The organism is Myxococcus sp. CA005 (assembly GCF_006518205.1).
Classification (GTDB): Bacteria; Myxococcota; Myxococcia; order Myxococcales; family Myxococcaceae; genus Myxococcus; species Myxococcus xanthus.
The window spans coordinates 13,152-31,749 of sequence record NZ_SRLV01000024.1 but is presented as its reverse complement, the minus strand read 5'-3'; the positions used below and the strand labels follow the sequence as shown (position 1 = coordinate 31,749).

Sequence of the window (18,598 nt, the reverse complement as noted above, 5' to 3'; positions counted from 1 at the left end):
CCGGGGCCAACCTCGCACAGGCCGTGGGCAAGCCCAGGTGCTCCAGAATCGCCCGCACCCCGGGGGCCCACTTCACGTACGCCAAGACCCGCCGCCTGCCTCCACACCTCACGCAGCCGAACACGTCGACGTCCTCCTGCATCCGCCAGACCCTGGTGTTCGATCTGGAAATGGGCGTTGACAACCGCAAGCCCGCCGCCACCGACGACATCGCGCACACCCTCAACTACAAGGCCGTCTCCAAGCGACTGATCGAGTTCGTCGGCCAGTCTGACTTCGGTCTGGTGGAGACCCTGGCCGAGCGTTGCGCGGCCATCGTGCTGGAGGAGTTCGGCGTGCAGTGGCTGCGCCTGAAGCTGTCCAAGCCCGGCGCGGTACGTGGCGCGCGCGGTGGGGGTGCTCATCGAACGTAGCCGTCAAGACGGCTGACCGCACCCAAGCCAAGGAGGTATTACCTGCTCATGAATGTGCAACAACCCGTGACGATCCTGCCGTGGCTGAGCGCGCTTCAACGCCAGCTGGAGCCCTGGCCGATGGCCTGGCCGGTCACTGTGCTGGCGGCGCTGCTGGGGGTGGCCTGGCTGGCCAACTTCGTCACCAAGAAGATCCTGCTGCGCGGCCTGCACCATGTGATCGAGCGGCTGTCCGGCCCCGAGCACGACACCCGGCTGGCCTTGCGCGCGGTGGAGCGCCTGTCCAACGTGGTGCCGTCGGTGGTGATCGCCTCCGGGCTGTCGCTGGTGCCGGGTCTGCCGGCAGCGCTGGTGGTCCTGCTCCAGGGCGCCTGCCACGTGTGGACAGTGGCCACGCTCGCGCTGGCCGCCAGCCATGCCTTCGACGCTTCCAACGCGTTCTACGAACGCCGCCCGGATGCGCGGAACAAGCCGATCAAGGGCTACCTGCAGGTGGCCAAGATCATCGTCTTCGTACTGGCCGGCCTGTCCATCGTGGCCACCCTGGCCGGCGTGAAGCTGCTGCATGTGCTCACCGGTCTGGGCGCGGCCACGGCGGTGCTGATGCTGATCTTCCAGGACACGCTCCTGTCGCTGGTGGCCAGCGTGCAGATCAGCGGCGATGGTCGCGTGCGCATCGGTGACTGGATCGAGATGCCCAGCCAGAACGCCGACGGTGATGTGATCGATATTGCCCTGCACACGGTGACGGTGCAGAACTGGGACAAGACCATCACCACCATCCCGACCAAGAAGTTGATCAGCGACTCGTTCAAGAACTGGCGCGGCATGCGGCAGAGCGGTGGCCGCCGGATCAAGCGCTCGATCTACCTGGATCAGCACAGCGTGCGCTTCCTGGATGATGCGTTGCAGCCACGCATCTACCAGTTCGCATTGCTCGATGATTACCTGGCCAGCAAGCGCGAGGAGCTGGGGCAGTGGAATGCCCAAGTGGCCGCCGTGCATCCCGAGCCCGTCAATGCCCGCCGGCTGACCAACCTGGGCACGTTCCGCGCCTATGTGGAGCGCTACCTGCGCACCCACCCGCGCATCAACCAGAACATGACCCTACTGGTGCGTCAGATGGCACCGACCGAGCACGGCCTGCCCCTGGAGATCTACTGTTTCACCGCCTCCACGGCCTGGGCCGAGTACGAGGCGACCCAGTCGGACATCTTCGACCACCTGCTGGCGATCCTGCCCGAGTTCGGTCTGCGCGTGTTCCAGCAGTCCTCCGATGCGATGTTCATGGGCCTGCAGCGCGCCCAGGACTGTGCCACGCCGGTGGTGCGCGGCTGAGAGGCCGGGCCTGCCGACCCGGTGTCATCCACGCAAAAGGCCGGGCAATGCCCGGCCTTTTACGTGTGCGAAGGCGCTTACTGGCCCTTGGGCGTGAGCTTGAGCAGGCGGCCGGCCTTGCCGTCCTGGAGCAGCCAGATGGCGCCATCCGGGCCCTGTCCGACCTCGCGGATGCGCTCGCCCATGTCTTGGGCGGGTGACGCGGGGCCTGGGCTTCGAGCCAGACGCGCAGCCGCGCGAGGATGGGGGCGCTGCGCAGTTGGCGCAGCTCGCGGTGGGCGGCCGTGCGCACCAGGTCCGCGTCTTTGGCCTGGGCCTCCACGCGGTAGAGTTCGAGGATGAAGTCCAGGGCCTCACGCGCCTCGGGGGCGGTGGCCAGCGCGTCGAAGAAGCGACGACGCACGTGGGCCCAGCAGCCGACGCGCACCCGGCCCTTTGGCAGCGTCACCGCGTTGTAGCCGGTGTACCCGTCCACCACGAGGGCGCCCGCGGTGCCGCCCAGCACTTCCCTGGGTGTCTTGCCGCCCCGGCCCATGCTGAAGCGGTAGCCGATGAGCCACTGCCCTTCCTCATTCTGGGTGAGGAAAGTCCAGAGGTAGCCCAGCTTCGTCTTCTTCACGTCCAGCACGTGCAAGGGCGTCTCGTCCGCCCACACCACGTCCGCCGAGGCAATGCACTGCAAGAGGTGCTGGGACAGTGGCAGCAGCACCGAGGCGGCCTGGTGGAAGAGGTCCGTTACGCGTGCTGCGACTCATGGGCACGCCGCTTCTCTCCACCCGCTGGGCCAGCCGGTGCAGCGGCATGGCGTCCGCGCACTTCGACGTGCGCCACGTGCGCGATGAAGCCAGGGCCGTACTCGCCCCTGTCCACCACGCGGGGCGGAGGCGGCGCGGTGACGACGCCCTTGCCGCACGTGCATGCCAGCACTTCCTGCACGTGCACCTGCCGCTCGAAGCGCGCGGGAATGTGCTCGAAGAGCACCGAGGCGCGGCCCTTGCCCAGCGGCCTCAAGTCCTCGCCGCCGCATGCGGGGCAGCAGCGCTCCTCGGCGGGCACCGCGTGGCGAATCTCCCGCGCCGGGGCCTGCTCGGCCTTCCGGGCCGCTCTCTCTCGGCGCTTCTTCTTCGCGGCCTCGGCCTGGGCCGCCGTGGTGTCCGCATCCCCTCGCAGCTCGGAGGCCACCGTCGGCAGCTTCTCCGTCCTGCGGCTGAAGACGTGGCGCTCCAGCGTCGCCATCTTTGCTTCCAGCGACGTCAGGCGCTCTTTGAGTTCCTCGGCCTCCTCGCGCCAGGGGCAGAAGTGGTCTTGCGGAAGCTCGCGGGGCACTCCGCCACAACACGTCGCCGCCGCACTGCGTCCCGGGCCTCTCGTCTCAGGTGCCCGTGCGCCCGGGAGGCGTCCAGGCGGGCTGGCGCCTCACCTGGGCCACGTCGATGCCGTCCAGCAGCATCGCCAACTGCGTGGCGTCCAGGTGCACCACCTGGGCACCCGCGTCCACCGGCGGCAGCCAGAATCTCCCCGTCTCCAGCCGCTTGTACAGCAGCACGAAGCCGCCTCGGCTCCACGTCAGCACCTTGACTCTGTCGCCCCTGCGCGAGACGAAGGCGAAGAGGTGCCCCGAGTAGACGTCCTCGCCCCACTCGGCGCGCACCAGCGCCATGAGGCCGTCTATCGACTTGCGCATGTCCACCGGCGTTGTGGCCAGCACCACGCGCACCGACGCGGGCAGCGAAAACACCGCCTCACCGCCCCAGTGCCGCGACGAGGCGGGCCACGTACTCCACGTTGGTGCCGGAGGCGAATCGCAGGCACGCACCGCTGGCCAGCACCACCTCCAGCAACGCCGGCCCCGGCTGCGCCATGCCAGCCACCTCCACCGGCAGCAGGCGCACCGTCTCAGCTTTCTCAGGCTGCTGGCGTCGTCGTCGGTACACCCACGACTGCAGCGTGCTCAACCTCACGCCTCGCTGCTGGGAGAACGCCTTCTGCGTCAGTCCGCTCCCCTCGAAGGCTTCGGCGACCCGAAACCACTCCTGCTTCTCCACCGGCGTCGACATGCTCGCCAGGGTCCACGGCGCCGGCCTCTCACTCAACGCCTCTCAGCACGTCATTGGCCGGACGGATACCGCGCCCGCGGCGAGTGCATTGCGGATGCCCTCGGGCGTTATCGCGCGGACGGCCACCTTGCGCTTCGCCTTGTGCGCCTCGTCGATGATGATGCGCAGCTCGTCGACGGTGAGCGTGGGCATGGCCCAGTCCGCGTAGACCTTCAGCAGGTCCGCGCCCTGCCCCAATTACTCACGTGCGGCGCGGCGGGCCTCCTCCCCACCGCTGACGAACTGCGCTCCCGTGGACAGGTCCTTCACGTCGGGAGAGGTGCCAAACGGGTGGTAGGCGCCCACCGCCGCGATGCCACGGGTGGCCACCAGCATGCGAGGCCCCTCCACGAGCCCCTGGCGGATGGCGTCGCGCAGGGCCACGTCGGCGAAGCCGCTGCCCTCGTTCTCCACGTCGCGCACGGTGGTGAAGCCGGCGCGCAGCGTGGCCCGCGCATTCGCCGCGCCCTCCAGCGCGCGGGTGGCCTGGGACTTGGTGAGCAGGGCCAGCTCGTAGCCGTTCGGCGTCTCCGATTCGCGCGCCATCTGGTGCGTGTGGCAGTCGATGAGCTCCGGCAGCAACGTGGACGTCCCCAGGTCCACCACCTCCGTACCCTCGGGGATTTGCAGCCCGGGGCCCACCTTCACGATGCGGTCACCCTCGATGAGGATGACCGACTGGGCCACGTACTTGCCGCTCTTCACGTCGAGCATCCGCGCGGCGCGCACGGCGACGCGGCGGGCTGGGCCGTGGCGACAGCTCCCAGGATGAGGGTGAGCAGGGACAACACAGGGGCAAGCCGCTTCACGAAGCCTCCGAAGGGAATCAGGAACGCAGCGTAGCGTGCGGCGCGTTCAGGACACGACACACTCTCTCAGAACTCTGAGGGTTCAACGGCCGCGAGCCTCAGATCTTCGAGGAGCCATTCCGCTTCGGATTCGGGTAACACTTCGTGGTGCGACAGGGGCCGACTGTCTCGTGACTCCATTGGGAGGGGAAACCATGTCCTGGAAGCACCCTGGCTCACTCACGCTGCTCACGCTCTGCCTGGCCGCCTGTGGAAGCCCCACGGGCAACGAGTCTCTCGACGCCGAGGGCGCGGCACTCGACACACCTGACGTGCAGCAGCCCGCGGGAGCGGCCCCGGAGCAGCCCGAGCCCCGGGAGCCGCGCACCCTCGTGGTGCCCAAGCACTACGACACCATCCAGGCCGCCATCGACGCCGCACAGCACGGAGACACGGTGTACGTCGCGCCGGGCGTCTACTCCGAGCACGTCGTCCTCAAGAGCGGCATCCGGCTCATCGGCGCAGGCGCGCCCATCACCCTCTGGGACGGCCTGGGCGAGCCCTTCAACCTCATCGACTACTCCGGCGCCAGCGACGTGGAGATCTCCGGCTTCACCTTCCGGAACGTGGGCTCCGACACGTGGTGCACGATGACGTCCGACCTGGACCGCTGGTGCGGCGGCAACTGGTACGCCTCCGCCATCTTCGCGGACGGCCATGACGCGACGACGTCCGCGCTCGTGACGAACAACATCTTCGAGGGCAACGGCACCGGGGTGCTGCTCTACTTCCACGCGCTCGCGGACGTGCGCCGCAACCTCTTCTGGAGGAATGACTACGCGCTCGCCTTCAACCACCTCCAGGACGCGGCGGTCGTCGAAGAGAACATCTTCTGGAAGAACACCTCGCTCGCCCTCGGCGTGCAGGCGGGCCAGGTCGACATCCGGCGCAACGTCATCGCCGGCTCGGCCGTGGGCCTCAGCCACATGTACGTGCAGACGGGGGACATCCGCTGCAACGTCTTCTTCCAGAACGACCAGCACGTCGCGGAGACCCACGCCGTCCCGCCGCGCGTCGTCCTGGGTGAGAACGGCAACGTGGTGCTGGAGCCGCTCTTCAGGGACGCCGACGCGGGCGACTTCCGCCTCCGCCCCGACTCGCCGCTGAAGCTCGCCGACTGCCTGGGTGACGTCGACGTCACCTTCGAGGGCCTGGGGCTCGTGGCCCCCTGAGACGAGGACGCCGCCAGCCCCACCCGGTTGGACTCACGGGGGTGCTGGCGGCGTGCGTGGAACGGAAGCTCCGTTCCGCCTCTCAGTCGTGCGTGGCCGGCCGGGGCTCGTCGGTGCGAGGCGGGTGCGGGCCCGACTCGGCATCCGGCTTCTTCCCCAGCCTCGCTCCCACCCGCGTCTTCATCCGGTCCGCGATGACGTAGAAGGCGGGCACCACCAGCAGGCTGAGCACGGTGGACACGGACAGGCCGCCGAGCACGGCGATGGACATGGGCGCGCGCGTCTCCGAGCCCGCGCCAGCGCCAGCGCCGCCGGCACCGCCGCCATCATCGTCGCGGTGGACGTCATCAGGATGGGCCGCAGCCGCACCGGGCCCGCGCGCAGCATGGCCTGGAACGCATCCGCCCCGCGCTCCCGCTCCTGCAGCGCGTAGTCCACCAGGATGCTGGAGTTCTTCTTCACGATGCCCATCAGCAGCAGCAGGCCAATCATGCTGAAGATGTTCAGCGTACTGCCCGTGGCCAGCAGCGCGAAGGCCGCGCCCGCCACCGACAGCGGCAGAATGGTGAGCACCGTGACGGGGTGCAGGAACGAGTTGAACTGCGCCCCCAGCACCATCCGCACGCCTCGCTGCGCGGAGAAATCCTTCTGCGTCAGTCCGCTCGCCTCGAAGGCCTCAGCAACCCGCCACCATTCCGGCTTCGACATGCACGCCAGGGTCCACGGCGCCGACTCCTCACTCAACGTCTCTCAGCACGTCCTTGGCCGGACGGATACGGATCGACCTGCTGCCAGTAGAGGTGCGGGTCCACTTGGAAACACGCGGAGAGCAGGCTGCTCACGCGCGAGGAGATTGCGTTCATACGCCGCTCGCTGGACACCACCGGTCATTCCCTTCGAACTTCCGGCCCATTCCTCCCGTGCGCCTCCCATGCGAAATGCCACCCCTTTGAGGAGGCCGTGTGCCCATGAGAGTCGTCGTCGACCTCACCCGCTGCCAGGGGTATGCGCAGTGCGCCTTCCTTGCGCCGAGCGTGTTCAGGATGCAGAGCGGGGATGCGCTGCTGTACGACTCCAACCCCGACGACGCCCTTCGTGAGCAGATCAAGCGAGCCGCTGCGGCGTGCCCCGTCCAGGCCATCCACATTGGCGGGATGGGCACCCTGGCGGCGATGCGGAAAGAGCCTGCACAGCGACGGAAGCCCAGGGGGCCCGTGCGTCTCACCGACGCGGAAGCGGCGTTCAAGCGCGGTGGCCGCATCGTTATCGTCGGCGCATCCCTGGCCGGGTTGACTGCCGCCCTCATGCTCCGCACCCAAGGCTTTGCTGGGTCGTTGACCCTCATCGGGGATGAGGCCTGCGACCCGTACGACCGGCCGCCGCTCTCCAAGCAGGTCCTGACAGGTTGGGTGAAGGCAGACCACACCCTATTGCCTTACAGCGACGAGCTCGATGCGGACTGGCACCTGGGAGTCCGTGCCATGGGACTGGACCTAGCCGGCAGGCAGGTCCTCCTTGCTGACGGGAACAGGGTCCAGTTCGACCGGTTGCTGATTGCGACGGGGGCGCGTGCCCGGCCGTGGCCCAACGACGCGGAGGCGTCGCTGGAGGGCGTAGAGGTGGTGCGCACCCGCGACGATGCGGCCCAGTTGCAGCGCCGTCTGGCCGCCAGACCCGGCCGGGTTCTGGTCATCGGCGGCGGGTTCACCGGCTCGGAGGTCGCCTCCGCGTGCCGCGAGCTGGGTCTGCCGGTGACCGTCACGGAGCGGGGGGCCACTCCACTGGTGGGGGCGCTCGGCGGAGTTGTCGGGGCGGTCGCAGCCGCCTTGCAACGCGACCATGGCGTCGACCTGCGCTGCGGCGTCACCGTCACGCGGCTGGAGGGGGATGCAAACGGGAGGCTGCGGCGGGCCCACTTCTCCGACGGCTCGACACTGAACGTCGACGTGGCCGTGGTCGCGCTAGGGGCGATCCGCAACGTGGAGTGGCTGCGCGACTCGGGGCTGGCGGTGACTCGATGGGGAGTGGCCTGTGATGCGGCCTGCCACGCGTTCGACATCAACGGCCTGGTGACCAGGAACATCTTCGTCGCCGGGGACGTGGCCCGCGTCCCTCACCCGATCTACGACTACCAGTTCCTGTCCCTCGAGCACTGGGGCAACGCGGTCACCCAGGCCAAGATTGCGGCCCACAACATGCTCAGCCCGGAAGCGGACCGCTGGCCACACCTGACCATCCCCACCTTCTGGTCCACGCAATTCGGCGTCAACATCAAATCGGTGGGTGTGCCGACCTTCTCGGACGCGCTCGTCATCACCCAGGGCTCACTCGCCGAGCGCCGATTCGTCGCCGTCTATGGCTACAAGGGGCGTGTCACCGCCGCGGTCGCTTTCGACCAGCCCAAATGGCTGGAGTTCTACCAGGGCTTGATCGATGCAGCCGCGCCGTTCCCGCCCGCCTTCCGCACCGTCCATCAGCCCGCCGAGATGCGGCCCGTCCCTCCCGAATTTCCGAAACGGGCCGTGTCCGAGCACGAGGCCACCGTCATGGTCACCGGCCGTGAACCCTACGAGCGGCGGGTCCGGTGGGTGTACCGGCACCTTTGAGCCGAATGTCGGCAGCCGCGTCACCCCACCCCTCCAACGGACTCAAGGAGACCGCTTCATGGCACAGGCCAGCATCTTCGAGCAGATCCTCGACCCGGCCAACCGGGCCAACCCCTACCCGCTCTACGCCGAGTTGCGGAAGACTCCCGTGGCGCGCGAGGCCGACGGCACGTACATCGTCAGCACCTACGATGAGATTGTCGCGTTGCTCCACGACCCACGGGTCAGCTCCGACATACGCAACCTCGTCCGGCAGGCCGGTGCCACGCCCTCCCCCCAGGAGGGCCCTCCAGGGCTGCCAGAGCCCTTCATCCGGCGCGACCCTCCCGACCACGACCGGCTCCGGAAGCTGGCGATGAGGCCCTTCGGGCCGCCGCACACCCCCGGACGCATTGATGCCCTTCGTCCCTGGCTGGTCGAGACCACGACGGGCCTGCTTGACGCGCTCGCGGGCAAGAACCAAGTCGACATCGTCGGCGACGTGGCCTACCCATTCCCTGTGACTGTCATCTGCAAGCTGCTGGGAGTCCCTCGCGAGGACGAAGCGCGCTTTCACGAGTTGGCCGACGCGGGCGTCGAGACCCTTGACCCCACCACAGGGACGATCGAGCAGCGAAAGGCCAAGCGCGACCGGACGAAAGCGGAGCTGGGGCAGTACCTCGCTGCGCTCGCCGATGCCCACCTGCGCCAGCCGGGCGGCGACCTGCTCTCCGGGTTCCTGACGGATAACGGCCCCGACGGGCGGATGTCGCGGGAAGAGGTGTTGAGCACCGCCGCGTTGCTGCTCGTCGCTGGCCATGAGACCACCGTCAACCTCATCGCCAATGGCATGCTCACCCTGCTGCGCCACCCCGGCGTGTTCGAGCGGCTGCGCCGCGAGCCCGAGCTGAGCATCCCGCTGGTCGAGGAGCTGCTGCGCTATGAACCACCGGTGCAGTTCCTGCCTGACCGAGTCACTCTGGCCGACATCGACATTGCCGGCACCACCATTCCCCAGGGCTCGCCGCTCGTGCTGATGCTCGCTGCGGGCAGCCGCGACCCAGAGCGCTTCGACGACCCCGACCGCTTCATGCCCGACCGGCCCAACAACTCGCACCTGGGCTTCGGCAGTGGCATTCACTACTGCTTTGGTGCACCGCTTGCCCGGTTGGAGGCACAGATCGCCTTGACCGAACTCGCCTGCCGCCTTGAGCACCCCAGGCTCGTTGCCGACCCGCCCCCCTACCGGCCCAACCCGGCCTTGCGAGGTCCCCTCCACCTCCTCGTCGAGGTCGACGGCATCCGGGCGGCGGGCGTGCGATAGCGTCTGCCCCGGCTCGCTGACCAGGCGACGGGCTTCGCCATGTTGCACGTATGTCGCAGGAACGTGCGGAATGGGCTGGAACAGGACGGGACGCGGCGGGATATCGACTCCTGAGCATTCCGGGCGGTTACGAGGTAAGGGCGCGATTCTGCTAGAGGTTTCGGTAAGCGTTCAGGGGTGATGGGCGGCTGAAGAAGGAGCAGGCCAGCAGTCGGCGGGAGGCCTGTCGCTCGCTGACGCGGCGTGGGACATGGGACACACCCCGTCGTGGCCGAGGTCGACCCCAAGGATGCGCGCATCGCGGAACTTGAGCGTCAGGTCGAGGAGCTGACTCGACTGGTGCAGGAGCTGCGGGAGCAGTTGCGGCGAGATTCGGGCAACTCGAACCGGCCGCCGTCGAGCGATACGCCGGGGCAGAAGGCCGTGCGACGCAGGCAGAGCGGCAGTGAGAAGAAGCGCGGTGGCCAGCCGGGGCACGTGGGACTGACACGCGCGCTTGTTGCCGAGGAGAAGGTGAGCGAGTTCAAGCACCTCTTCCCGTCCGCGTGTGGGAATTGCTGGGCTCCTCTCTCGCCCGAAGGTGGCACGCGGGTGCGGCGCTACCAGTCCGTGGAATTGCCGCCGCTCAAGGCCCACGTCACGCAGTGGATGCGCCATGGCGTGGAGTGCCCCAGGTGCAAGCATGAGACGTGGGCAAGCACCGCGGCGATTCCGACGTCGGCCTTCGGCCCGCGGCTGTCCGCCGTCGTTGGCCTTTTGACGGGCGTCTACCACCTGAGTCGGCGCTCGGCGGTGAGGCTTCTGGGGGATGTGCTGGGCATCGACATTTCGCTGGGGGCAGTGAGCGCCGTCGAGGCGCGCGTCAGCGAGGCGGTGAAGCCCGCGGTGGACGAGGCCTGGTCCCGGGTGTTGTTGGCGCCGGTGAAGCACACGGACGGCACGCAGTGGCTTGAGGCCGGCCTGGCGCGCACGCTATGGACCATCGCCTCGTCAATGGCCACCGTCTTCAAGATTCTGGCGGACAGCAAGTCACGGACACTTGCGCCGCTCTTCGGCCAGAAACTCGGCGTCCTCGTGAGCGACCGCGCCACCGCGCTGAATTTCTGGGCCATGGAAGCGCGGCAGGTGTGCTGGGCCCACCTCTTGAGGAAGGCCGTTTCATTCTCGGAGCGTGACGGGCCAGCCGGAGCGATTGGGCGCGAGCTACTCGACTACATCGGCATCCTCTTCGACTATTGGGGACGACTGCGCAGCGGCGAGTTGCAGCGGGACACGCTGCGTGAGCGCATGGCCTCGGTGCGCACGCAGGTGGAAGCCTTGCTTGAGCGCGCCGTGGCCGCGAGGCTGCCGCACGTCTCTGGCTCCTGTGAGGACATCCTCCAGCACCGGGCGGCGCTGTGGACTTTCGTTGACAGGGAGGGCGTCGAGCCCACCAACAACCATGCCGAGCGCGAGCTGCGGGCCTTCGTCCTGTGGCGCAAGCGAAGCTTCGGCACCCAGAGCCCTCGGGGGAACCTCTTCGCCGAGAGGGTGATGACGGTGGCGCATACCGCCCGCAAGCAGGAAAAGAATGTGCTCGAGTTCCTGACGGCCTGCTGCACCGCCGCCCGGACGGGGATGCCCGCGCCCTCGCTCTTCGCCGCGCCCTGAGCGCTACGCGGCCTTCTTTCACATCGGGAAGTACCTCGTCGCGTTTCGCTCACCCGCCCTGCGCACACGGCCCTCTTGCTTCAGGCGCATCATCGGCCGATGAAGCGCCCGTGGCTTTTCTCCGACGCGCGCGGCCAGGGCAGCCATCGTCTCGCCCGGACACTCCTGCACCGCCTCGAGCAGCCGCTCCGCGAGGTCAGCGAGGGCACCTGAAGAGCGTCGGACTCTCGTCCCGCGCCGCTGCATTGCCACGGAGGGCGCGGGAGCCAACACCGAGAACGCGCGCTCCACCGCAGCCTTTACCAAGCGTTGCTGCTCCACCAGGTGCTCGTGGACCAATCGTTCAATCTTCGATTCCAGCGTCCCAAGGGCTTTCATGCTCATCCGCCACGGGTTGCACACCGCGACGGAGGCCTCAACACCACCCCTGAACGGTTACCGCATCCCATGAGGTGCGAGGTAGGGGCCTGGGCCTCTTGGCTATTGCGGCTCGGGCCTCAAAAGCAGTCACGGGATTGCCTTCGCCGCGGCGAGGCTCTCTAAGAACTCGGGAACTTGCTCATGGCGGCTGCAATCAATGATTCGAATATTGTATTCACGCTCAATACGGTCATGGTCGTTAGCTGCCGCGTCTCTTAGCAACACATAGTGTCGCTGCGTGGTGATTCCGAATGACTCAACATTGCTTTTGAGCGCCAAATCAAGATCAAGCGGATCATTCATCCCGTAGCCTACAAACAAAAAAAGATGTTCTTGGAGTAGATGCCGTAGAACTGCTTGATAACCCGAGTTGGAGTGAGCCTCGCGGTACTCAACTTCCGACATAACTACGGTATCGTGATGTTCCGACGTCCCATGGACTTTGAGTAGGATCTTACGGCCAGCGCGCAGGTCGGCGAGCGCCTTGTCAGAATCTTTCCATGTATATGGTTGTCTGCGGGGCATTTCTGGAGTCAGCTCAAGAAGTTGATCGTAATTGGTCGTAAGTATGGCGCGGACGCCGAGTTGTATCACGGCATGTTGTGCTTTGCCCGGAGCAGCATCGGGGGGACGAAAAATATGATTGAGGGCATTTTGATAATCTCGACCCAGGCTGGTGCGGAGCGTCCCCAGTTCGGAGAGCATGGATTCGAGCCGCATGCGGTTCCTAAATAGCGCGTGCTTCAACCGGATGGTTTCTTCATCGAGCGAGTCATAGCGCTTGCAAGCATCGAGCAGTCGTTCAGGGAGTTTCCCCCAGGTGGGGAAGTCGCCTTGAACGTCTTTACCGAGAGATAGACCGGAGCCGACGAAGAGGGCTAGTTTATTGGAACGATATGCTTCGAGAACGGGTGCTGGGATCTTGACGCTCACGGTAGTTCCTGATTCGAGCTTTTCTTTGGGGCTTCGCTCTTGGTTGACTCGTGCCGGTTCTATTTCCGTCATCCAGATGTTTCCTAGGGTATCTCCTGCGCAAACGGTATCCCTAGTGACGGCAACTGAACGAAATCCACTCATCCCATGAAATGTATGAATGCGTTGACCAGAAGCGATATCCCACACGCCCAGCGTCTTGTCGTCTGAAGCTGATATCACCATTCCATCTGCCGTCATCGCGCAATCCCATACTGGCCCTCTATGGCCTTCTAGTCGAGCGAGTTCCTTGCCTGTTGTTGGTTCCCATATTCTCAGAGTTTTGTCAGATGAGGCCGACACCAATCGACCGTCCGCAGTCATTACGCAGCCCAACACTGGCCCGTCATGGCCCTCCAGTCGCACCAGTTCCTTCCCTGTCTCCAAATCCCAGACCCGAAGTGTCCTATCGGAAGAGGCCGACACCACCTGTCCACGTGCCGTTACTGCACAGTCCCACACTGGCCCGTCATGGCCTTCCAGCCGCATCAGCTCCTTCCCTGTCTCCAAATCCCAGACCCGAAGTGTCCTATCGGAAGAGGCCGACACCACCTGCCCACGTGCCGTTACTGCACAGTCATTAACCGGCCCGGCATGGCCTTCCAGCCGCATCAGTTCCTTCCCTGCCTCCAAATTCCAGACCCGAAGTGTCCTGTCGGAAGAGGCCGACACTAGCCGCCCATTCGCTGTCACTGCGCAGCCCCTCACCCATCCATCATGGCCTTCTAGCCGCGCCAACTCCTTTTTCGTTTTCAGCTCCCATACCTTCAACGTCTTGTCGGAAGAGGCCGACACTAGCCGCCCATCTGATGTTGCTGTGCATCCCCACACCGGGCCTTTATGATCTTGTCGCCGAGCTGACTGTCTAGCCGTCTCCAACTCCCATACTCTTAGTGTTTTATCGTCCGATGCCGATACCACCCATCCATCTTCCGTTACAGCACAGCTCTTGACTGGGCCCTCATGGCCTTCCAGCTGTGCTACCTCTCTCCCTGTATCCAGCTCCCATACCCTAAGAGTCTTATCGTTCGAGGCCGACAAGACCCAGCCATCTGCTGCCACCGCGCAGCCATTAACCGGCTCTTCATGGCCCTCCATCCGCGCCAGTTCCTTCCCCGTTTCCAACTCCCACACCCGAAGCGTCCCGTCGGACGAAGCTGACACGACCCGCCCATCCACAGTCACCGCGCAGCCATTGACCGGCCCTTCATGGCCCTCCATCCGCGCCAGTTCCTTCCCTGTTTCCAACTCCCACACCCGAAGCGTCCCGTCGGACGAAGCTGACACCACCCGCCCATCCACAGTCACCGCGCAGCCATTGACTGCCCCTTTATGGCCCACCAGCTGCGCCAGTTTGATTCCCGTCTTTAGTTCCCACACCCTGAGCATCTCGTCGAATGAAGCCGACACCAACCGTCCATCCGGAGTCACCGAGCATCCCCAGACTGGGCCCTTATGGCCTTCCATCCGTGCCAGTTCCTTCCCCGTTTCCAACTCCCACACCCGAAGCGTCTTGTCATCCGAAGCCGACACCACCCGCCCATCCGGTATTACTGCGCAGCTTCGCACCCAACCTTCATGGCCTTCCATTCGTGCCAGTTCCTTCCCCGTTTCCAACTCCCACACCCGAAGCGTCTTGTCGTCCGAGGCCGACACCACCCACCCACTGGGTGTCACCGTGCAGCCATTGACCGGACCATCATGCCCTTTGAGTGTCCGAACCTCCCCGTGCCTTAGTCTCACGGGATGTCGCAGACGGAGTGCAGGCAAGCCGCCGGGAAAATGCAGCATCTCTGCAATCCGTGCAGCTTTCCATCCCTGGGAGAGTAGTCGATTGTAAATTAATCGCGGGAAGGCCGCTGCGTCTTCGCGTAACCAGTGAGACTCCGCTCGAACAGCTTGGTGTAGATCCCGCAGTGCCGTCTTGTAGAGTTCTCCGACCCCATCCACCGCCTGCGGCATGTCTTCCTCGACGGCGAAAATGCCAATCTCCTGGCACTTTGCCTCCAAAAAACTTAGATCCATGCAGAGCTTGCGCACATGTTGCCATTCCTGTGCCTTCAGCCAGTGTGTCACGCCATGGCGTAAAGTATAATTTCTACGAAAACCACTGATAGGCGCATCCACCGACCATTTGCAGATATTCTCCGCCAACCGGCGGTGCTGCTGTAGCTCCCCCTGCTCTCCTAACTTCGATAGAATGAAATCATGGAATGCCTTGTGGAAGAGGCGCCACGCCTTCTCCCCGCCCCAGTGACCTGACTCCTCCAGTAGGAACGGCCGCGCCACACGTAGGAACTGTTCCCTAGCACTTATACCCTTCCATTCTGCGACATCGGCCAGTACCGATAAAGGAAGTGCCTCGCGGGCTACCGCCACCAACTCCAATCCCTCAAGCACTATCCCCCGGACTTCCATGGGTTGATCTTGGATGCGTTGCCAAGCATCCTCAAGGAAGGCATCCAGGCCGCTGGGCAGCATCGCCGCCCGCCGTTCCTCGGCGGGTTGCTCCAACAGCCACTCCGCCAATTTCACCGCGTGAAGTACATTTCCCTGTGCATTCTTTATTGCTTGGGCCATTAAGGATGGCTCAAGCGATGGTGTGAATTTGGGCGCCACGTGCGCCCAGTACTCGCGCACCACTTCCTCGTTAGAAGCCGCCCATCGTTGCCCATCTAGATCGAGGGTACGCACGTTATCCCGAGCCTCTAGCCAACTCAGGTGCGGGTACATAGGGCGAGAAGAGCACAGGACCTTCACCCCTGGAGGCAGTGCATGCGGTAGGAAGCGCGGCAGTGGGTTTGGACCGCTCGCATCCAACTCGTCGAGTCCATCGACTAACAGCACGAGCTGCTTCCTCTGTGGCACCAGGACTGCGGTGGATACCCGCTGCAGCACCTCTCGCAACCGCGACTCGGGTTTCGCCTCCAAATCGGCATGCAGGGGATAGAGTGCCTCCACCTGTGCCGCTAAGTTGCGTACTACCACCTCGGGACGGTCCCAGTCCTCCACGCCCCGGCGGAGGAAATGGTGCGGAACTCTCTGCCCCGCTAACTCCCGAGCCCCCAGCCAACTCGAGAGCAGCGCACTTTTACCTCTCCCGGGCCCTCCCTTGACCAGCAACCACCCACGTGCCGATTCTCCGCTTAGCAGGAACGAATCCAGCGTGGTCAGCGCATCCTGCCTCCCTAACAGTTGTTCGTGGCGCCCACGCTCTAGTTGGAAGTCGATGATATCCTTCGGCATAGCGGCCCAGTATTCTACAGCTATGAGGAATGTGGCCCTAGGCAATTGAGGTAGGAAGCAGAGCTGCACCTCTGTGCCTGCCTACTAGACCTCCAAAGGGGCTTGGAGGTCCGTGTTCCTGCGTACTAGAGTTCCCTATTTTCGGCAGAATCATCTCAACCAATACCCGAGCCAGTCCTCAGCGCCATGGCCGTCTTCCGACAAATTGTGCAGTGTGAGTTTTGTGCAGCCACAACATTGATCCGCATCCAAATTGGTTATCTAGAGCAGCATCCGATCCGCGTGCCCTGCGGATCCTGCGGCGTCTTGATCTCTGCTACAGCTTTCGTCAGCCAAAGCAAGCCCAAATTTTGGGTGGACTATCGAAATGCCAAGCTGGTGGATGATGAATCAGGCGACTTCTACATCGAAGCCTCGCCAGAATTTCTGACCGAGAAACTCCAGAAGTTAGACAGAAGGGCGCCACCTCTCGACTTTAGTCCATTTATAAAAGCATTCGCGGTGATGGGCGACAAGGGATATGAGGAGTTTGGTAGAAACATACAGCGGTTTTCTCACATCCTTAAGACGTCTTGGCCGCAGATTCAGCGCATAAATCAGCTATGGCTCAGTAGGGCGCTTCCTCAGCTTGCGCGGGAAATTTTGACCATGCAGGCGAGATTGGAGTTCCTAGCACCCAATCAGCTGTCCATAAGCAACGAATTACAATCACTTATGGCTGTGCATCGTCTGAATCTGCTCTTCATTAGCCCGATTCGTAATCCCGAGCGCTTTGAAGAGATAACCAAGCTGATATTCAAGGCGCTCAAGAAATTTTCGGCAGCCCAAATTGCAGATCTCATGGATTTTGGTGAGATGCTGAATCAGAGGGGTTACCTTCAGCAGCTTGAGGAGAAGTTCCTTTGTCTTACTGAGTTGTTTGTGGAGCGTTTTAGATTCTTAATTCCTGTGTTTGGCTTGCGTTATTATCAGAGCAGAGACCCAGACTTGCTTGAGCGCAAGGGAGTTACTACGACTTCTTTCGAGGATCTTAAGCAGTTGTTTCTGTTCTCCCATGAGATTATTTCTGAATCGCTCACGCTCATTGTCGGTTGGAACAACGTGCGCAATCGCGGAGGCTGGTCCCGGATGGCTCCGCGCAGAGAAGATGTCCAGACTCTTTCTCAATATGAAGACAAGTCGCTAGATGCGCGCGCACAATATCTGGACGGTTCAGAGGTCTTCGACCGTCTCTTGCATAACTATTGGGATGAGCCACTTTGCAGTAGCATCGCCCATGGTTTTCACAAGTATGAGGGTGTCGAGCAGCGAGTGATTTACTACGCGGGTGGGCTCAAAGACGAAGCGAATAAACGAAGTGTTTTCCTGGTTGAATTCACTCATAGATGCCTAGAGCTATTTCTTGCGGCCCAGGATGTCGCAGAGCTTTTATATCAGACTCAGAAATTGGTTTTTGGGAGACAGGGGCAGCAATCAATTCCGCCACCGATTCGTAGGAGATAATCCTAAAGCGTGTGGAATCTCGTGAGGTTTGTGTCGGTCTCCAGTCTCATAGGGCCAGGGGACGGGGACTTTCGCCAGCTACATGGGACCAAGCCATCGTCAGGGGCACACGGGGCCACCCGTGGGGTGGGTGGCCCGTATCCGTCCGGCGGACGCCGTGCTGCGGGGCATTGCCGACCTGAGCGGTTTCGGTCATCCCTCGACGGATGCCGAAGAGAGTTGTGAAGCCGGAGTGGCTACGGGTCGCTGAGTAGTTCGAAGCGAGCGGGCTGACGCAGCGCGAGTTCGCCGGTACCCGTCCGGATGACCCTCCCGGTACCCGTGCCGATGCGCGGCGCCGGTAGCGTCTACCCCGCTTCAGGCAAGCTCCACAGTTCTGAGGTGGGGCTCGGTATGGGCCCGTGGCCGCCACTACGCACCGGACGGGATCCACGATCCCTGGTGGTGCGCGGCGCCAGGGGGCCGCCAATGCACGCCGGCAATCTCTTCGGCCCCGAGGTGACGCTCAGCGGGGATGGCTTTCATACGGCCGAGGCGGTGCTTGGCGCGGGTGGAGCCCACCACGCACCGGCAGGCTTCACGGTTTCGAGGTGGCGCTCGGCGCGCGTGGCGTTCACCATGCACTGGGCAGGCTCCACGGTCCGAGGTGGCAGTCGGCGCAAGCGGGCATCCTGGCTTGGAGTGCGCGGGGGCTTGTATGCTGACCACCACAGCGCGCTGGATGGGCACCACGGCCCGAAGGTGGCGCGATGCCCGGGGTTCTATCCGGCGCTGTACTCCGGCTGGTTTAGTTCCCCGCAGGGACCAAAAAAGAACCAAATCCAATGGACGGTCCTGGACTCACCTGGACGGAAGGCCACCCCTCTTTTCAGAGGGAAAACCGGGCGGGCAACCTCTGGTCCGAGTAGGGACCAAATCCGCCTGTGCGGCTTCGATTCCCGCCGCCTCCAACTCTCACCGGCGGAGGCTGGTTGCCAACAGGCTCCGGCATGAAAATCTGCGCTGCCTCCGCTCAATATCTTGCCAGCCAG

15 protein-coding genes and 3 pseudogenes are annotated in these 18,598 nt (G+C 64.1%); 7 read left to right on the top strand and 11 right to left on the bottom strand.

Going from position 1 to position 18,598, the window contains the following annotated elements:
- Nucleotides 1–23 precede the first annotated feature (23 nt).
- Entirely contained in the window at nucleotides 24–413 is a 390-nt protein-coding gene (locus tag FMQ63_RS37900; RefSeq protein ID WP_196942294.1) for a dihydroneopterin aldolase, read from the top strand.
- A 48-nt stretch (nucleotides 414–461) separates the two neighbouring features.
- Nucleotides 462–1,751, top strand: coding sequence for a mechanosensitive ion channel family protein (locus FMQ63_RS13175; protein WP_020478328.1), 1,290 nt, complete (start codon nucleotides 462–464; stop codon nucleotides 1,749–1,751).
- Nucleotides 1,752–1,828: 77 nt separating this feature from the next.
- Here the strand turns inward: FMQ63_RS13175 and FMQ63_RS37400 are convergent, their stop codons facing one another.
- From FMQ63_RS37400 to FMQ63_RS13145, 7 genes and pseudogenes are all read right to left on the bottom strand, one after another.
- Complete coding sequence (locus FMQ63_RS37400) at nucleotides 1,829–1,936, bottom strand: PQQ-dependent sugar dehydrogenase (protein ID WP_011554121.1); 108 nt, start codon at nucleotides 1,934–1,936, stop codon at nucleotides 1,829–1,831.
- Nucleotides 1,937–1,989: 53 nt separating this feature from the next.
- A pseudogene (locus FMQ63_RS37895) lies at nucleotides 1,990–2,460 on the bottom strand (transposase); the annotation flags it as partial.
- Between the two features lie 26 nt (nucleotides 2,461–2,486).
- Entirely contained in the window at nucleotides 2,487–3,077 is a 591-nt protein-coding gene (locus FMQ63_RS13165) for an IS66 family transposase zinc-finger binding domain-containing protein (RefSeq protein ID WP_011554122.1), read from the bottom strand.
- 46 nt (nucleotides 3,078–3,123) lie between these two features.
- The gene (tnpB, locus tag FMQ63_RS13160; protein WP_011554123.1) at nucleotides 3,124–3,489 is read right to left on the bottom strand and encodes an IS66 family insertion sequence element accessory protein TnpB; all 366 of its coding nucleotides are present in this window, start codon (nucleotides 3,487–3,489) and stop codon (nucleotides 3,124–3,126) included.
- A 4-nt stretch (nucleotides 3,490–3,493) separates the two neighbouring features.
- Complete coding sequence (locus FMQ63_RS13155) at nucleotides 3,494–3,808, bottom strand: hypothetical protein (protein WP_011554124.1); 315 nt, start codon at nucleotides 3,806–3,808, stop codon at nucleotides 3,494–3,496.
- A gap of 42 nt (nucleotides 3,809–3,850) precedes the next feature.
- A complete protein-coding gene (locus tag FMQ63_RS13150; protein WP_011554126.1) occupies nucleotides 3,851–4,045 on the bottom strand; it encodes a hypothetical protein in 195 nt (64 codons plus the stop codon).
- Complete coding sequence (locus tag FMQ63_RS13145; RefSeq protein ID WP_141276634.1) at nucleotides 4,046–4,561, bottom strand: amidohydrolase family protein; 516 nt, start codon at nucleotides 4,559–4,561, stop codon at nucleotides 4,046–4,048. It lies immediately after the preceding gene.
- A 289-nt stretch (nucleotides 4,562–4,850) separates the two neighbouring features.
- On the opposite strand from FMQ63_RS13145, the gene FMQ63_RS13140 reads away from it, so the two are divergent.
- Complete coding sequence (locus FMQ63_RS13140) at nucleotides 4,851–5,867, top strand: nitrous oxide reductase family maturation protein NosD (protein WP_020478327.1); 1,017 nt, start codon at nucleotides 4,851–4,853, stop codon at nucleotides 5,865–5,867.
- Between the two features lie 82 nt (nucleotides 5,868–5,949).
- Here the strand turns inward: FMQ63_RS13140 and FMQ63_RS13135 are convergent.
- Nucleotides 5,950–6,485 (bottom strand): annotated as a pseudogene (locus FMQ63_RS13135) (efflux RND transporter permease subunit); the annotation flags it as partial.
- Nucleotides 6,486–6,835: 350 nt separating this feature from the next.
- On the opposite strand from FMQ63_RS13135, the gene FMQ63_RS13130 reads away from it, so the two are divergent.
- The 3 genes from FMQ63_RS13130 (at nucleotide 6,836) to FMQ63_RS13120 (ending at nucleotide 11,426) form a co-directional block, all read left to right on the top strand.
- Nucleotides 6,836–8,473, top strand: a complete 1,638-nt coding sequence (locus tag FMQ63_RS13130; RefSeq protein WP_020478326.1) for an FAD-dependent oxidoreductase — start codon at nucleotides 6,836–6,838, stop codon at nucleotides 8,471–8,473.
- Between the two features lie 58 nt (nucleotides 8,474–8,531).
- Nucleotides 8,532–9,776 carry a cytochrome P450 gene (locus FMQ63_RS13125; RefSeq protein ID WP_011554130.1) on the top strand — a complete coding sequence of 415 codons (1,245 nt, stop codon included), beginning with the start codon at nucleotides 8,532–8,534 and terminating at the stop codon, nucleotides 9,774–9,776.
- 243 nt (nucleotides 9,777–10,019) lie between these two features.
- On the top strand, nucleotides 10,020–11,426 hold the full coding sequence (locus FMQ63_RS13120) for an IS66-like element ISMxa3 family transposase (RefSeq protein WP_011554131.1): 1,407 nt from the start codon (nucleotides 10,020–10,022) through the stop codon (nucleotides 11,424–11,426).
- Nucleotides 11,427–11,444: 18 nt separating this feature from the next.
- On the opposite strand, the gene FMQ63_RS13115 is transcribed toward FMQ63_RS13120, so the two are convergent.
- The 3 genes and pseudogenes from FMQ63_RS13115 to FMQ63_RS38690 all read right to left on the bottom strand — a co-directional run.
- Complete coding sequence (locus FMQ63_RS13115; RefSeq protein ID WP_225909305.1) at nucleotides 11,445–11,804, bottom strand: winged helix-turn-helix transcriptional regulator; 360 nt, start codon at nucleotides 11,802–11,804, stop codon at nucleotides 11,445–11,447.
- A gap of 129 nt (nucleotides 11,805–11,933) precedes the next feature.
- Complete coding sequence (locus FMQ63_RS13110) at nucleotides 11,934–15,512, bottom strand: SIR2 family protein (protein ID WP_225909978.1); 3,579 nt, start codon at nucleotides 15,510–15,512, stop codon at nucleotides 11,934–11,936.
- A 96-nt stretch (nucleotides 15,513–15,608) separates the two neighbouring features.
- Nucleotides 15,609–16,064: pseudogene (locus FMQ63_RS38690) on the bottom strand (AAA family ATPase); the annotation flags it as partial.
- Between the two features lie 186 nt (nucleotides 16,065–16,250).
- Here FMQ63_RS38690 and FMQ63_RS37395 point away from each other — a divergent pair.
- Nucleotides 16,251–17,567: a hypothetical protein gene (locus tag FMQ63_RS37395; protein ID WP_011554134.1), complete on the top strand. Its 1,317-nt coding sequence runs from the start codon at nucleotides 16,251–16,253 to the stop codon at nucleotides 17,565–17,567.
- Nucleotides 17,568–18,598 lie beyond the last annotated feature (1,031 nt).

Bases quoted from the DNA above. Each gene is read 5' to 3' on its own strand.
- FMQ63_RS13140 (WP_020478327.1), top strand. From the start codon at position 4,851: ATGTCCTGGAAGCACCCTGGCTCACTCACGCTGCTCACGCTCTGCCTG.
- FMQ63_RS13115 (WP_225909305.1), bottom strand. From the start codon at position 11,804: ATGAAAGCCCTTGGGACGCTGGAATCGAAGATTGAACGATTGGTCCAC.
- FMQ63_RS13175 (WP_020478328.1), top strand. From the start codon at position 462: ATGAATGTGCAACAACCCGTGACGATCCTGCCGTGGCTGAGCGCGCTT.
- FMQ63_RS13145 (WP_141276634.1), bottom strand. From the start codon at position 4,561: ATGCTCGACGTGAAGAGCGGCAAGTACGTGGCCCAGTCGGTCATCCTC.
- FMQ63_RS37400 (WP_011554121.1), bottom strand. From the start codon at position 1,936: ATGGGCGAGCGCATCCGCGAGGTCGGACAGGGCCCGGATGGCGCCATC.
- FMQ63_RS13155 (WP_011554124.1), bottom strand. From the start codon at position 3,808: ATGTCGACGCCGGTGGAGAAGCAGGAGTGGTTTCGGGTCGCCGAAGCC.
- FMQ63_RS37395 (WP_011554134.1), top strand. From the start codon at position 16,251: ATGGCCGTCTTCCGACAAATTGTGCAGTGTGAGTTTTGTGCAGCCACA.
- FMQ63_RS13125 (WP_011554130.1), top strand. From the start codon at position 8,532: ATGGCACAGGCCAGCATCTTCGAGCAGATCCTCGACCCGGCCAACCGG.
- FMQ63_RS13130 (WP_020478326.1), top strand. From the start codon at position 6,836: ATGAGAGTCGTCGTCGACCTCACCCGCTGCCAGGGGTATGCGCAGTGC.